At 67.0% G+C, this 14,757-nt stretch carries 13 protein-coding genes; 4 read left to right on the top strand and 9 right to left on the bottom strand.

What is annotated here, in order from left to right; translation table 11 throughout:
* Positions 1 to 297: 297 nt before the first annotated feature.
* Positions 298 to 1,893, bottom strand: coding sequence for a DHA2 family efflux MFS transporter permease subunit (locus ACT535_RS10105; protein ID WP_476364255.1), 1,596 nt, complete (start codon positions 1,891 to 1,893; stop codon positions 298 to 300).
* 33 nt (positions 1,894 to 1,926) lie between these two features.
* Positions 1,927 to 3,183, bottom strand: a complete 1,257-nt coding sequence (locus ACT535_RS10100) for an HlyD family secretion protein (RefSeq protein WP_476364254.1) — start codon at positions 3,181 to 3,183, stop codon at positions 1,927 to 1,929.
* A 144-nt stretch (positions 3,184 to 3,327) separates the two neighbouring features.
* Between ACT535_RS10100 and ACT535_RS10095 the strand changes: the two genes are divergently transcribed.
* Entirely contained in the window at positions 3,328 to 3,999 is a 672-nt protein-coding gene (locus ACT535_RS10095) for a TetR/AcrR family transcriptional regulator (protein ID WP_476364253.1), read from the top strand.
* Positions 4,000 to 4,064: 65 nt separating this feature from the next.
* A complete protein-coding gene (locus ACT535_RS10090; protein WP_476364252.1) occupies positions 4,065 to 4,703 on the top strand; it encodes a hypothetical protein in 639 nt (212 codons plus the stop codon).
* Between the two features lie 34 nt (positions 4,704 to 4,737).
* Here the strand turns inward: ACT535_RS10090 and lldD are convergent, their stop codons facing one another.
* The 7 genes from lldD to ACT535_RS10055 form a co-directional block, all read right to left on the bottom strand.
* Entirely contained in the window at positions 4,738 to 5,913 is a 1,176-nt protein-coding gene (gene lldD / locus ACT535_RS10085) for an FMN-dependent L-lactate dehydrogenase LldD (RefSeq protein ID WP_476364251.1), read from the bottom strand.
* Positions 5,910 to 6,689 (bottom strand): FCD domain-containing protein, encoded by a 780-nt coding sequence (locus ACT535_RS10080; protein ID WP_476364250.1) that lies wholly within the window; start codon positions 6,687 to 6,689, stop codon positions 5,910 to 5,912. The genes lldD and ACT535_RS10080 overlap by 4 nt, the downstream gene beginning before the upstream one ends.
* Positions 6,690 to 6,829: 140 nt before the next feature.
* Positions 6,830 to 7,753: a cation diffusion facilitator family transporter gene (locus ACT535_RS10075; RefSeq protein ID WP_476364249.1), complete on the bottom strand. Its 924-nt coding sequence runs from the start codon at positions 7,751 to 7,753 to the stop codon at positions 6,830 to 6,832.
* Positions 7,754 to 7,907: 154 nt separating this feature from the next.
* On the bottom strand, positions 7,908 to 8,525 hold the full coding sequence (locus ACT535_RS10070) for a TetR/AcrR family transcriptional regulator (protein WP_476364248.1): 618 nt from the start codon (positions 8,523 to 8,525) through the stop codon (positions 7,908 to 7,910).
* A 44-nt stretch (positions 8,526 to 8,569) separates the two neighbouring features.
* A complete protein-coding gene (locus tag ACT535_RS10065) occupies positions 8,570 to 9,604 on the bottom strand; it encodes an enoyl-CoA hydratase-related protein (RefSeq protein WP_476364247.1) in 1,035 nt (344 codons plus the stop codon).
* Positions 9,601 to 9,840: a 2Fe-2S iron-sulfur cluster-binding protein gene (locus ACT535_RS10060; protein WP_476364246.1), complete on the bottom strand. Its 240-nt coding sequence runs from the start codon at positions 9,838 to 9,840 to the stop codon at positions 9,601 to 9,603. Before ACT535_RS10060 ends, ACT535_RS10065 begins: the two co-directional genes overlap by 4 nt.
* A complete protein-coding gene (locus tag ACT535_RS10055) occupies positions 9,837 to 10,442 on the bottom strand; it encodes a TetR/AcrR family transcriptional regulator (protein WP_168458432.1) in 606 nt (201 codons plus the stop codon). Before ACT535_RS10055 ends, ACT535_RS10060 begins: the two co-directional genes overlap by 4 nt.
* A gap of 85 nt (positions 10,443 to 10,527) precedes the next feature.
* Here ACT535_RS10055 and ACT535_RS10050 point away from each other — a divergent pair, with 85 nt between their 5' ends.
* Both ACT535_RS10050 and ACT535_RS10045 read left to right on the top strand, forming a co-directional pair.
* Entirely contained in the window at positions 10,528 to 11,646 is a 1,119-nt protein-coding gene (locus ACT535_RS10050; RefSeq protein WP_476364245.1) for an efflux RND transporter periplasmic adaptor subunit, read from the top strand.
* Positions 11,643 to 14,753, top strand: a complete 3,111-nt coding sequence (locus ACT535_RS10045; protein ID WP_476364244.1) for an efflux RND transporter permease subunit — start codon at positions 11,643 to 11,645, stop codon at positions 14,751 to 14,753. The genes ACT535_RS10050 and ACT535_RS10045 overlap by 4 nt, the downstream gene beginning before the upstream one ends.
* The last annotated feature ends 4 nt before the right edge of the window (positions 14,754 to 14,757 follow it).

Raw genomic sequence — 14,757 nt, 5'->3', positions numbered from 1 at the left:
ATCGGATGGGGCGCGGCCCAAGCGTGGCCGTTGCCTCAGGATGCGCATGGATGGGGCCGGCCGGCCAGAGGTCGCAGCCGAACCGGCGTCCAACGCGACCGCGCACGTGCGGTTCCGCACTGCGGGATCACGGAAACGTCAGGCGGTCATTGAGGAGTGGTCTGGTGGCGTCATCACCCGGCCGCGCGGGGCCAGGCCCAGACGACGATGCCGGGCGAAGGGAGCCTGCGGGCGGCGCCTTTATGGCCTCGCCGGGAACCTCTCAGTGCCCCCCGCCGCCTCCGGCGCCGGAACCTCTCAGTGCCCCCCGCCGCCTCCGGCGCCGGGTTTGGGCCGCTTCATCAAAGGCGCGGCGAGCACCAAAGCGACGAACAGGAAGGTGAGCAGATAGAACACGTCCGAGAAGGCCATCACCAGCGCCTGCTGGCGCACGATCGCCGCCATCTGCTTCAGCGCCGCGGCGGAGGCATCCGAGCCGAGCTTGGCAAAGCCGGCGGTGATGGTGTCGAGCCGCTCCACGGCCGCCGCGCTCGCCCATTCCACATGCTCGTGCAGGCGGGCGAGGTGCAGGTCCCACCGGTTGTTCAGCACCGTGTTGATGAGCGCGAGCCCCACCGCGCCGCCGAGGTTGCGCATGAGATTGAACAGGCCGGAGGCGTTCTTCAGCTGCGCCGGCGGCATGGTGCCGAGCGAGATGTTGTTGATGGGGATCATCGCGATCATCAGCCCGACGCCGCGCAGGATCTGCGGGACGAACAGCTCCCAGAAATCCCAGTCCTTGGTGATGTAGGTCACCCACCAGGTGCCCACCGCGAAGGCGGCGAAACCGGCGCCCATCATGATGCGCGGATCGATCTTGGTCATCAGCCGCCCGGCGATGGGCGCGGTGAGGAACATGGCGATGCCGGTGACGAACATGGTCTCGCCGATCTGCAGCGCCGAGTAGCCGCGCACCCGGCCGAGGAAGACGGGATAGAGATAGGTGAGCCCGTAGAGCCCGATGCCCATGATGAAGCTGAAGGCCGAGCCGATGGAGAAATTGCGGTTCTCGAAGGCGCGCAGGTCCACCACCGGATGGTCCGTGGAGAACACCCGCGCGAAGAAGGCGAGGGACGACACCCCGCACACGATGGCGAAGGCGACGATGTACTGGTCCTCGAACCAGTCGTTGGTCGGCCCCTCCTCCAGCACGAATTCAAGGCTGCCGAGGAAGCCCGCCATGAAGAGGAGGCCCCACCAGTCGAACTTGTCGAGCAGCGCGAAGTCCGGCTCGTCGAAATCGATCAGCGTCACCGCCGCCAGCACCACGAACATGCCGGGGATGACGTTGATGAGGAACAGCCAGTGCCAGGAGAACAGGTCGGTGAGATAGCCGCCCACGGTCGGGCCGATGGTGGGCGCCAGCGTCGCCACGAGGCCGATCATGGGCGCCACGATGGGCTGCTTCTCGCGCGGGAACACCGAATAGGCGGCCGCGAAAACGGTGGGGATCATACCGCCGCCGAGGAAGCCCTGCAGCGCGCGGTAGACGATCATCTCGTTGATGGAGGAGGCCGTCGCGCACATGAAGCTCATGAGCGTGAAGCCCGCCGCCGAGGCCGCGAACAGCCAGCGCGTCGACAGCGCCCGCGACAGGAAGCCCGAGAGCGGGATCATCACCACCTCGGCGATGAGGTAGCTGGTTTGCACCCAGGAGATTTCATCCGACGACGCGGCAAGGCCGGCCTGGATCTCGGCGAGGGAGGCGGAGACGATCTGGATGTCCAGGATCGCCATGAACATGCCGAACACCATGCACAGGAAGGCGAACATGCGCCGCCCGTCCACGTGCGCGGCGGGGGCGGCAGGAGGCGCTCCCGCCGCGGATGGCTTCAGGGTCAGGGTGTCGGCCATGGCCGCCTCCTGTCGAGGCTCGGGATGCGCGCGTCAGGACGCGGGCGAGGGGGTGGGCGCGGCGGCGGTGGAGGTGGCGGGAGCGGACTTGGTGTCCACCGTCGCCGTCACCGACATGCCGGGGCGCAGCTCGCGCTTGGCGAGCACCTTGGGATCGATGGCGATGCGCACCGGGATGCGCTGCACGATCTTGGTGAAGTTGCCGGTCGCATTCTCCGGCGGCAGCAGGCTGAACACCGAGCCCGAGGCCGGCGACACGCTCACCACCTTGCCGGCGAACTCATGGTCCGGATAGGCATCGACGTAGACATCCACGCTCTGGCCGGGCTTCAGGCGACCGAGCTGGGTCTCCTTGAAGTTGGCGTCCACATAGACGCCCTCCAGCGGCACCACGGCGACGAGGCGTGTACCGGTCTGCACCAGTTGACCCACCTGCACCGCGCGGTTGCCGACCACGCCGTCGATGGGCGCGCGCACCACGGTGAAATCGAGGTCGCGCTTGGCCTGGTCGCGGGCGGTCTTCAGCTCGTCGAGCACGTGCGCCGCCTCGGTGCGCTGGGCACCGAGCACCACCACCTGCGCCTCGGCAGACGCGATCGCGGCCTTGGCGGCCTCGACGCTCGCGGCGGTCTTGTCCTTGTCGGCGCGGGCATTGTCCAGGGTGGAGCGGCTGGCGAAATCGGAACGGGCGAGCTTGTCCTGCCGGTCGAATTCCGCCTGCGCCCGCTTCTGGTCGGCCTCCGCCGAGGTGAGCTGCGCCTTCATCTGGTCCACGGTGGCGCGGGCCGCCGTCTCCTGCTGGTCGAAGCGGGCCAGCGTTGCCTGCTGGGTGGCGATCTTGTTCTCGGCAGACTGGAGGGCGAGGCGATAGTCGCCGTCATCGATGCGGGCGATCACGTCGCCGGCCTTGACCCACTGGTTCGTGTCCACGTCCACGCTCTTCACGTAGCCGCCGACCTTGGCCGCGATCACCGAGGTATCGGCCGCCACATAGGCATCGTCCGTCGAGACCTGGAAGCGGCCGACCTGCCACCAATGGGTGCCGTACCAGCCGCCGGCCGCGAGCAGAACGGCGAGCACCGACCCGAAGATGAGGGGCTTGCGCGAGCGGGCCTTGGCCGGGGCCGGGGCCGGGGCCTCGGCTTCCGCCACCGCAGCGGCGGGAGGGGTCTCCTCCCGCCGCGCCTTGAGCACGGTCACGCCGGCCGAGGGGGTTTCGGCCTGCGCATCCGTCTGCGGTTCGGGGGTGATGGCGGGCGCTGCCGCCTCTTTCCTGTTGATCTGAGCCACCTTGGTCTCTCCCGGCCAGCTGGGGCCTGACTGAACGGTTTAGTCAAAATCTGCAGCCACTATATTGAACTGAACGGTTTAGTCAATTACTTTGACAAAATGCTGGAAGGGTTCCATGCAGGAGACCGCCGAAGGAGGGCGGACATGAACGAGGCACTCGAACGCGCGAAGGCGACGGACACCCCCTCCCCCGCCGAGCAGGATCTGGAGGCGAAGAAGCGTCTCGACATCATCGACGGCGCCCGACGCGTCTTCTTCCACAAGGGTTTCGACGGCGCCAGCATGGACGAGATCGCCCGCGCCGCTGCGGTCTCCAAGGCCACCATCTACGTCTATTTCCAGAGCAAGGCGGACCTGTTCCGCGCGCTGGTGGAGGCCGACCGCCGGCAGTCCGCCGAGCGCCTGTTCGAGTTCGACGAGGCCGATGCGGACGTCGGGAGCGTTTTGAAACGCATCGGCGTCACGTTCATGAGCATGATGATCCGGCCGAACCACATCCGCCTCGTGCGCATGGTGTTCGGCGTGGCGGAGAAGTTTCCGGCCATCGGCCAGACCTTCTTCGAGAGCGGCCCCTGCTATGGCGGCCGCCGCCTCGCCGAACTGCTGCAGAAGCAGGTGGAACTGGGCCGGCTCGACGTGGACGACTGCCAGGCCGCCGCCTTCGAGTTCTTCAACCTGTGCCAGGGCAATCAGGTGAAGGGGCTGATGTTCGGCGTGTCCGGAGGGCCGACGCCCGAGGACATCGAACGGACGGTCGGCCGCGCGGTGCGGGTGTTCCTTGCCGCCTACGGCCCGAAGGACAAGCCCGCCGGCTGAAGCGGGTTGGCGCGGCGCGCCCTTCCCCCTATTCCCGACGCCGGGCATCCCCGGAGGCATGGGACATGGCAGGCGGCACGCACCGGCAGAACCGGGTGACACCCTTCGGCACCATCGAGGCGGTGCCCGAACGCGGCCTCCTCATGGGCAACCGGGGCAACCTGCGCCGGCCGGACGGCACGCAGAAGCTCTGGCACGCGCGCGGCTGGGTCTGCTGCGTCACGTCCTTCCGGGGCCGGCGTCTCGATCTCGATGATCCGCGCCGCTATACGCCGCTCTTCTTCATGGACGAGGCCGTCGCCCTTGCCGCCGGCCACCGGCCCTGCGGGGAATGCCGGCACGCGGACTATCAGGCCTTCAAGCAGGCCTGGCGGCGCGCCTTCGCCATGCCCGAGAGCGCGCCCCTGACCGCCGGCGCCATGGACACGGCGCTGCACGCGGCCCGCATTGCGCGCGGCCGGAAGGTGACCTTCCGCGCCGCCCTGCGCGATCTCCCGGCCGGCACCTTCGTCGCGCTCGACGAGCGGCCGGAAGACGCCTTCTTCGTCGATCACGGCGCGCTCCACCGCTGGAGCCACGCCGGGTACGGCCCGCCCATCCCGATGCCAGGGACAGACGCCACCGTGCTCACGCCCCGGCCCACGGTGCAGGTGCTGCGGGCCGGCTACGCGCCGCAGATGGCGGCGCGGGGACTTGCGGTATAGCGGTCCGAAGGGGCCGAACTTTCCTCCCGCGCCCTCACTCCGCCGCGGCGGAGAGATGCTTGAGCGGCTGCTCCACGTCGCGCACGAGGCTCTCGCGGGAGATTTCCGAGAGGTTGCGGGCACCGGTGAGCGTCATGGCGACCCGCATCTCCTTGGCGAACAGGTCGAGCAGATTCTCCACGCCCTTCTGGCCGTGGGTCGCCAGCGCATAGATGAAGGCGCGGCCCAGCAGCACGCCATCCGCCCCCTGCGCCACCATGCGCACCACATCGAGACCCGAGCGGATGCCGGAATCGGCGAGGATGGCGAGGCGGCCCTTCACCTTGTCGGCGATGGGCGGCAGCGCGCGGGCCGAGGAGAGCACGCCGTCGAGCTGCCGGCCGCCATGGTTCGAGACCACGATGCCATCGGCGCCGAAGCGCACCGCGTCCTCCGCGTCTTCGGGATCGAGGATGCCCTTGATGACCATGGGCCCCTGCCAGAACTCGCGGATCCATTCGAGATCGCGCCAGGCGATGGAGGGATCGAAATTGGCGCCGAGCCAGCCCACATAGTCTTCCAGCGTGGTCTTGTGGCCGCGATAGGCGGAGACGTTGCCGAGATCGTGCGGCGTGCCCATCAGGCCGACGTCGTACGCCCACAAGGGGTGAAGGGCGGCCTGCACCATGCGGCGCACGGCGGCGTTGGGGCCGGACATGCCCGAATGCGCGTCGCGGTAGCGCGCGCCGGGCACCGGCATGTCCACGGTGAACACCAGCGTGCGGATGCCCGCCGCCCAGGCGCGCTCCAGCGCGTTCTTCATGAAGCCCCGGTCCTTCAGCACATAGAGCTGGAACCAGAAGGGCTTCTCCACCTTGGCGCGCACCTCCTCGATGGGGCAGACGGAGACGGTGGAGAGGGTGAACTGGATGCCCTTGTCGAGCGCCGCCTTCGCCGCCTGCACCTCGCCGCGCCGGGCGAACATGCCGCACAGGCCGACCGGCGCGAGGGCCATCGGCATTGCGAGATTCTCGCCGAGCAGCGTCGTGGACAGGTCCACCTCGCCCACGCCCTTCAACACCCGCTGGCGCAGGGCGAGCAGCGTGAGGTCGGAGACGTTGCGCCCGAGCGTCGTCTCCGCATAGGCGCCGCCGTCGATGTAGTGGAACAGGAAGGGCGGCAGGCGCCGGCGGGCGGCTTCGCGATAGTCCGAGGCGGAGGAGATGATCACGGCGTCAGTTCTTTCTGTTGCTGGTTTTCTTGCTGGCGTTGGGCGACGCGGGAGGAGCGAAGGCGGCGGGCCGCGTCGTCCTCGATCCCGCGCAGGGTTTCCTCGACAAATTCGAGATGCAGCAGCGCGGCCTTGCGCGCCTCCTCGGGCCGGCCCTCGATGATGGCGGCGGCGATGGCGCGGTGCTGGTCATCCAGCGCCTGCGCGGTGCTGGGGATGAGGTAGAGCTTTTCGAGGCTCCGGGAGATGGAGGCGCGCAGCAGGTCGAAGAGACCCGCCATCACCTGCCGCATCACGACGTTTTGGGAGGCTTCGGCCACCGCCATGTGGAAGGCGGAATCCGCTTTGGCCTGCGTCTGCGCATCGGTGGCGGCGGCGGAGAGGACATGCTCCAGCGCCGCCTGAAGGTTCGTCTTGTCCTGCGGGCCGGCGCGCAGGGCCGCGTGATACGCCATGTCCGCATCCAGCGATTTGCGGATTTCCATCACGTCGTGCCAGTAGCCCGGCTCTCCCGCCGCCACCTCGGCCAGCGGCCCGAGCGCCACGGAGAGCGGGGTTTCGGCGAGCGGGGCGTCCGCGGGCACGGCCACATAGGTGCCCCCGCCCCGGCGGCTCACCAGCCGGCCCCGGCTCGCAAGATGCCGGATGGCCTCGCGCAGGGTCGGCCGCGACACGTTCAGCTCCGCCGCCAGTGCCCGCTCGGCCGGCAGGCGCGCGCCGGGCTGAAGGCCGCGTTCGGCGATGAGGGCTTCGATGGTGTCGGTTAGGTCGGCCAAGAGCGCCCCTCGCGGCTGCGGCGGCACCGGGATATTGGTCAGTCCAATATCGGCAGCTGGCGCGCGAAATCTCTATGGCTTGAGATTGGTCAGGCCGCAAGCGGAATATTGGCCTGACCAATTTTCCCGGACTGCCGACCTCAATCCGCCCATTCCGGGTCGGTGGTGAAGGCGATGGTCAGCCAGCGGTCCGGCGTGTCGTTGCCGATGGCGGCGCCGATCTCGTCGCGGATCACGTCCCAGTCTTCCAGCCGCATGGGCGGCCAGCCATGGGGCACGATGAAATAAAGCTCGATCTGCCGCCCGCGTCCCACCCGCGCGACATAGGAGCGGAAGGCGAGGAAGCCGTAGCGCGCCACGATGCCGGCGGCCACCTGATCCACATGCTCCTTCAACGCCGGCGGGGTCACGAGCAGGATGTCCGCCAGCGCCTGCTTCACGGTGGCGAACGGCAGGGGGATGATGACGAGGCAGACGAGGGCCAGCGCCACCGGATCGATATAGGGCGAGATCCACGCCCGCGGCGTGCCCTGCACCGCAAGGCCGACGATGAACGCAACGAGCAGCGCCGCCGTGAGCCCCGCCGACATCAGCCACGCCTTGGCATCGAGGGCGAGGAAGTCGGATTTGATCGCCCGGTTCGCCCGCCGCACGAACAGCGCCATTGCCAGCGCCACCGCCACGGTGATGACGGCGTAGAGGATCGCCTGGTCGAAATCGAGCGCCCGGCCGCCGGACATGAGGCTGCCCACGGCATTGATGAGCGCATAGACCGACGCGCTCATGAGCAGGATGCCGTTGAGCCCGAGCACCATGGGCTCCAGATGCCAGAACCCCATGGTGAAATGCGCGATGAACCCCTTCGCCGGCGCCCCCGGCGCGGTGGAGGTCGCGATCAGCCGCGCCACCACGAGGGCCAGCACCGTCATGCTGGCGTCGGTCAGTGCATAGACGCCATCGAACACGATGGCGTAGGAGCCCGACATCAGCCCGAACACGATGCCCAGCAGCGCCAGCAGCAGGGTGACACCGATGGATATGCGCAGCACGCCCTGCTCGGTCATCGCCCCTCCCCGCTCAAGCGCCCCGTCCTCTAAGCAGGTTCGAGGCTGTGGAGACCGTTCTCCTCTCGACCCTTGAGACGGCCTTCAACCGAACATTGGGGCATTACCCGCATGGCTCGCAATGGGCCATGCGGCGGTCGCCGCGCGGAGGCGGTCACCGACCCATCTGACCAAGAGCTTTCAGGATGAAGGGAATCAGGTTGCGCAAGCACGTATCGGCATCTTCGCTGTGCCGGACATGTTGCTCGACCAGAACCGGATGGAAGAGCGGCGTGCAAGCGAACGTGACCGCGCGTGCGGCTTCCGCGGCATCTTGGACATCGAGCTCGCCCGTTTCGATGCCCTGGCGTATGATTGCTTCCAAGATCGCGACCATCCGTTCGGAATGCGCATGAATCACCGCGCAATTCTCTCTTGTGGCGTCTGCAATAAGATCATGCATGTATTTTTCATGGACGAGCATTCTCTTGTTGCTCCGGTATACGGAGTTCAAAAATTGCTCGATTTTCTTTCCTGCGCGTTCGTTTGTCCGCGCAATTGCAAGTGCAATGGCAGCGATCTCGTTCAGCCGCCGCTCGTAGATGGACGTGTTGATCGCCTCTCTGGACGGAAAGAACCGGTAGACATTTGCCGGGCTCATCCCAAGCTCGCGGGCGATGTCGGCCACCGACGTCTTCTGATAGCCCGTGCGGCGAAACTGGTCCTCAGCCACCTCCAGGATGCGCGCGCGCACTTCGTTTCGATCGGGTCGTGTTCGGACCGAACGATTCACGGAAACCTCCGTGATCCAGGATCATTGGATAACATGAGGCCACCTCAATCGCCGTGAAACGTGGGCGGCCGTCCTTCGGCCAGGGCGGCAAGACCCTCGACGAAGTCATGGGAGCGGTAGAGCGCGCCATACTGGGCGCTGAGCTTGGAGAATGCCGTGGCCTCGGCGGCATCGATGGCCAGATGCGCAGAGATCAGGGTCGTCCGGATGCCGAGAGGCGCGCAGGCGGCGACCTTGTTCGCAATGGCCGCTGCCAAATGGATCGCGTCCTGGGGCGTGGCACCAATATCCTGAACGAGCCCCATGCGGCGTGCATCGGCCGGGCTCCAATGCTCGCCCGTCAGCATGTAGCGCATGGCATTGCCCCAGCCGGCCTCGCGGACAAAGCGAACCGTCGAGCCGCCGCCGGGGAAGCGCCCATGGGAATTCTCATCCTGACCGAAATTCGTGTCCGCCGCCGCAACCCGGATATCAGCTGCCAGGAACAGCTCGTGCGCCAGGTTCCAGGTGTCGCCATGGACGGCGGCGATGAGCGGCTTTGTGCGCCGAACCCCATAATTCAGGGGATTGATGACGTCGGTCAGCCCCGCCAGAGGCCCACCGGAATTCGCGACCGCGCGATAGGCCTCGACGTCGATCCCGCGCGAGAAGCAATCGCCGTGGCCAAACAGCACCGCGGCGCGCAGTGACGGGTCGTGGTCATACTCATAAATCGCCCTGGCCAGAGCCCGGAACGTCTCGGGATCGATCCGGTTCTGAAGGTGCGGACGGTTGAGGCCGAACAGCACGACCGGCCCCCGGCGTTCGATGGTCAGCCGCACATCGGGGCCGGGCGCGATCCCCCCGAGGGTCGTGGCCGGAGCCGCTTGCGGGGAGACATGTTCCGGTGCCTCAAGCTGCTGCGCGCCCGTTGACGTTGACGCGCTGATGACAGGGATGACCGCGGCCATTGTCGCCGTTGCTTTCAGAACGTCACGGCGCGCGACCATTTCCACTTTCTTGCTCCGCTTCTTCTTCAGTTTGATCCGCTTGTTGACCCAGGCGTCTTTGACCCGCGGACCGAATTGGGGGACCCTCATGCGACGACCTCCACATGTCCGTCCGGCGTCGCCTGGCATGCGAGAACGTAGCCTGCCTGCCGTTCCTCGGCCGTGAGGGCCTCGTCCGTTCCCATCCGCACCCTGCCGCTCGCCACCTTCACCATGCAGGTTCCGCACGTGCCTGAGCGACAGGCGCTGTCGATGAACACCCCCGGCGCCCCTTTCGGGCCGCGGCTGGCTCTAAAGTGGACGCACCGGCCCGCCTGGTCCGTCATGCGTGTTTGCCGGAGGGAGCGTGTGGGGCGGGGGAAATGGTCGCCACCTGTTGGGCGGCAGCCTGCAGGAAGCTCTTCGAGAGTTGCGGGTCGTTTACCGCGCGGGCGAGCAGCACGGCGCCGACCATGGTTGCAAGAACAGCCATGGCCTTGCTCTCTGACTCGCCGCGATCGGAGCCGCCGATCCATCCGCCCAGCAAAGCGAGATACTCTTTGAGGCCCGCCTCAAACGGCGCTCGCACATCTGTGCCGCGCCGCGCAGCATCCGAGCCGAGCGCCACAACGGGACAGCCTTCGGACCTTTCGCTGCAGTGGCCTTCGCTGAGATAGAAATCGACGACGGCGGCGAGCGGATCGTCAGGCCGGGAGGCGGCCGCGGCGGACCAGCGGTCAAGCGCCTCCTGCAAGGCGCGACGGGACGCCTGCGCGACCAGATCCTCCTTTGATTCGAACTGCTTGTAAAAGGCGCCCTGCGTCATGCCGGCACCCGCCATCAGGTCCTTGAGCCCGATGCCGTCAAAGCCGTGTTCACGAAAGAGGCGGCTCGCCACCTTGATCACGGCCTGCCGGTTTTCCTCTGCCTGAATGCGACTGACGCGCATGCCTGATCTCCTCTAATTAGATTGCGTTCGATTTCTATATCGGATATAGCGGTCAAATGCAATCTAATATGACGTGGCGACGGACATGAAAAAGAAGCCCGTTCTCGTAGTGGCCGGCGGAGCGATGGCGGTTGTCGGCGTGGGTGCCGCGATCGTGCTGTCGCTTTCAGCGCCCCATGCCGGGTCTGTGAGCGACCCCCGGCAGAACTCTCCGCTTGTTCGTGTGGCGGTGGCCGCTCCGGTGAGAGGCGCCGAGCGCGCTCTTACCGGTCGCATCGAGGCGCGGGTGCAGAGCAATCTCGGTTTCCGCGTCCCGGGGAAGATCATCGAGAGGCTGGTCGATGTCGGCCAGCAGGTTAAGGCGGGGCAACCCCTGATGCGGATCGACGACACCGACCTGCGCCTCGCCCTGACCGCCAAACGCAACGCGGCAGCCGCTGCGCGCGCCCTGGTCGTCCAGGCAACCGCAGACGAAAAGCGGTACGCCACGCTGGTCAAGGGCGGCCTTGCCGCGACCCCTCAGCGTTACGAGCAGGCCAAGGCGGCGCTGGACACCGCGCAAGCACAGCTGGACGCGGCCCTGGCCGAAGCCGATGTCGCCGAGAACGAAGCCACCTATTCCACGCTGACGGCAGGCGCGGACGGCACCGTTGTCGCCACCCTCGGCGAGCCGGGTCAGGTTGTGACGGCAGGCCAGACCGTGGTCCAACTGGCGCACGCCGGACCGCGCGAAGCCGTCGTGGCGCTTCCCGAAACGATCCGGCCAGTGCTGGGATCGCAGGCAAAGGCCAGCGTCTACGGCAGTGATACCGCGCCGAGCACGGCGCACCTGCGGCTGATGTCGGACGCCGCCGACGCCCAGACGCGAACCTATGAGGCGCGCTACGTCCTGGACGGTGCCGCGGCCATGGCGCCGCTCGGCTCGACCGTGACGATCACCATCCTGAATCCCGAAAGGCAGGCCGCCGTGACCGTGCCCATCGGCGCGGTTCTGGACGACGGCTCCCGCACCGGCGTCTGGGTTCTCGACCGCAACGCGTCCACCGTCCGCTTCACGCCGGTCCAGATCAAGCGCCTGGGCGGCGAAGTGGCCACCGTCACCGGCGTCGAACTGGGCGCGGAAGTCGTCGCGCTTGGCGCGCATCTCCTGAAGGACGGCGCGGCCGTGAGAACGTCCGCCCTGGTCGAGGGGAAATCCAAATGAGCTTCAACCTCTCGGCCCTTGCGGTACGCGAACGGGCCGTCACCCTCTTCTTCATCGTTCTTCTGGCGGCTGCGGGCGTCTACGCCTTCGTCAAGCTCGGCCGGGCGGAAGACCCGTCCTTCACCATCAAGACCCTGACCGTCACCGTGGCCTGGCCGGGCGCCACCGCCCGCGAGATGCAGGACCTCGTCGCCGAGCCGCTGGAAAAGCGCATTCAGGAGCTGACCTGGTATGACCGGGTCGAGACCATCGCGCGCCCCGGCTTTGCCTTCCTGACGGTCACGCTCAAGGACAACACGCCTCCCTCGGCCGTCGAGGAGGAGTTCTACCAGGCGCGCAAGAAGCTGGGGGACGAGGCGCGCAACCTCCCTCCCGGCGTGCTCGGCCCGTTCGTCAATGACGAGTTCTCCGATGTCAGTTTCGCCCTGTACGCCCTTAAGGCGAAGGGCATGCCCATGCGCCAGCTGGCACGGCAGGCCGAGGTGATCCGGCAGGATCTTCTGCACGTCCCCGGCGTCAAGAAGATCAACATCCTGGGCGAGCGTCCCGAGCAGATCTTCGTCGAATTCTCCTATGCCAAGCTCGCGACGCTCGGCGTTTCGGCTCAGGATATCGCCAGCGCGCTCCAGCGCCAGAACACCGTGACCCCGGCCGGCTCCATCGACACGCGCGGCCCGCAGGTGTTCCTGCGTTTCGATGGCGCCTATGACAGCATCGAAGCCATCGCGGACACACCGATCGTGGCCGGCGGCCGGACGCTCAAGCTCTCCGATGTGGCCGAGGTGCGCCGCGGCTATCAGGACCCCGAAACCTACATCATCCGCCATGATGGTGAGCCTGCCATCATGCTCGCCGTGGTCATGCAGCAGGGCTGGAACGGCCTCGAGCTCGGCAAGGCGCTGGAGGCGCGTTCCAGCGCGATTGCCGAAACGCTTCCGCTTGGCATGACGCTCGCCAAGGTCAGCGACCAGGCCGTGAACATCGACGCGGCCGTCGGCGAGTTCATGCTGAAGTTCGTCATGGCCCTTGGCGTCGTTCTGTTCGTGAGCCTGCTCGCCTTGGGCTGGCGCGTCGGCATCGTCGTGGCGCTCGCCGTGCCGCTGACTCTGGCCGTCGTCTTCCTCATCATGCTGGAGACCGGCCGGTTCTTTGACCGCATCACCCTGGGCGCGCTGATCCTCGCGCTCGGCCTGCTCGTCGATGATGCGATCATCGCCATCGAGGTGATGGTGGTGAAGATGGAAGAGGGCATGGACCGCACCAAGGCGGCCGCCTATGCCTGGAGCCATACGGCGGCGCCGATGCTGTCGGGCACGCTCGTGACCATCATCGGCCTGATGCCGGTCGGCTTCGCCGCGTCCGCCGCCGGCGAATATGCCGGCAACATCTTCTGGGTGGTCGGCTTCGCGCTCGTCGTGTCGTGGATCGTCGCCGTGGTCTTCACGCCTTATCTCGGGGTGAAGATGCTGCCCGCGATCAAGCCGATCGAGGGCGGCCACCACGCGATCTACAACACGCCCAACTACCGGCGCCTGCGCGCGGTGATCAAGTTCGCCGTGCGTCACAAGTTCATGACCTGCGGGATCGTGGGTGTCGCCATGGCGCTCTCCGTCATGGGCATGGGAGCGGTCAAGCAGCAGTTCTTCCCCACCTCGGATCGTCCCGAGGTTCTTGTAGAAGTGCGCCTGCCGGAAGGCACCAGCATCGAGACCACCACCGCGACTGTGGAAAAGCTGGAGCGCTGGCTGAAAAAGCAGTCCGAGGCGAAGATCGTCACGAGCTATATCGGTCAGGGCGCACCGCGTTTCTTCTTCGCCATGGCGCCGGAACTGCCCGATCCGTCCTTCGCCAAGATCGTGGTGCTGACACCGGACGCCGAGGCGCGGGAAAAGCTCAAGCACGACCTCCGGACGGCCATCGCCGGGGGGCTTGCGCCGGAAGCCTCCGTGCGGGCGACGCAGCTGGTGTTCGGTCCCTACACACCGTTCCCGGTCGAGTTCCGCATCATGGGTCCCGATCCGGCGGAACTCTATCGCATCTCCCAGGAGGCCCTCACGCTCATGAACGGCGTGTCGGACGTCCGGCAGCCCAATCGCGACTGGGGCAACCGCGCGCCCGTCCTGCGCTTCGTTCCCGACCAGGACCGGCTCAACCTCATTGGCCTGTCCCCTGCCGAGGCGGCCCAGCAGATGCAATTGCTGCTGACCGGCCTCACCGTGACGCAGGTGCGCGAGGATATTCGCAACGTGCCGGTGGTGGCGCGCAGCGCTGGCGACAATCGGCTCGACCCGTCCCGGCTGGCGGACTTCTCGCTGATGAGCCGCGCCGGCCGACAGGTTCCGCTCGACCAGGTGGGCCATTCCGAGATCCGCTTCGAGGAGCCGATCCTGAAGCGGCGCGACCGCACATCCGTCATCACCGTCCGCGCCGATGTCAACGAAGCGACGCAGCCGCCGGAGGTCTCCCGGCAGGTGATGCAGGCCCTCCAGCCTTTGATCGCCTCGCTACCCGTCGGCTACCGCATCGAGATGGCCGGCAACATCGAGGAATCCCTCAAGGCCAATGTCGCCTTGGTGAAAATCTTCCCGCTGATGATCGCCGCAATGCTCATCGTCATCATCCTGCAGGTTCGCAGCCTCTCGACCATGACCATGGTGATGATGACGGCGCCGCTGGGGCTCGCCGGCGTCGTGCCGACGTTGCTGCTGTTCAACCAGCCCTTCGGCTTCAACGCCATCCTCGGGTTGATCGGGCTGGCCGGCATCCTCATGCGCAACACGCTGATCCTGACCGAGCAGATCAAGGAGAACAAGGCCGCCGGGCTGGACGATTATCATTCCGTCATTGAGGCGACGGTCCAGCGGACGCGGCCGGTGATCCTGACCGCGCTGGCGGCGGTGCTCGCCTTCATCCCGCTGACCCACTCGGTGTTCTGGGGGTCCATGGCCTACACGCTGATCGGCGGCACCGCCGTCGGCACGGCGCTGATCCTCTTGTTCATCCCCGCGCTGTACGCCGCCTGGTTCCGCATCAAGGCAACGCCGGATGAGGCCCAGGCGGGCGCCGCGCCTGTCCACGCACCGCACCCTGCGATCGCCGCCGCATGAAGGC

It is taken from the genome of Xanthobacter sp. DMC12 (genome assembly GCF_056314105.1).
Note: the sequence above shows the minus strand (reverse complement) of the source record. Positions and strands in the feature narration are given on the sequence as shown.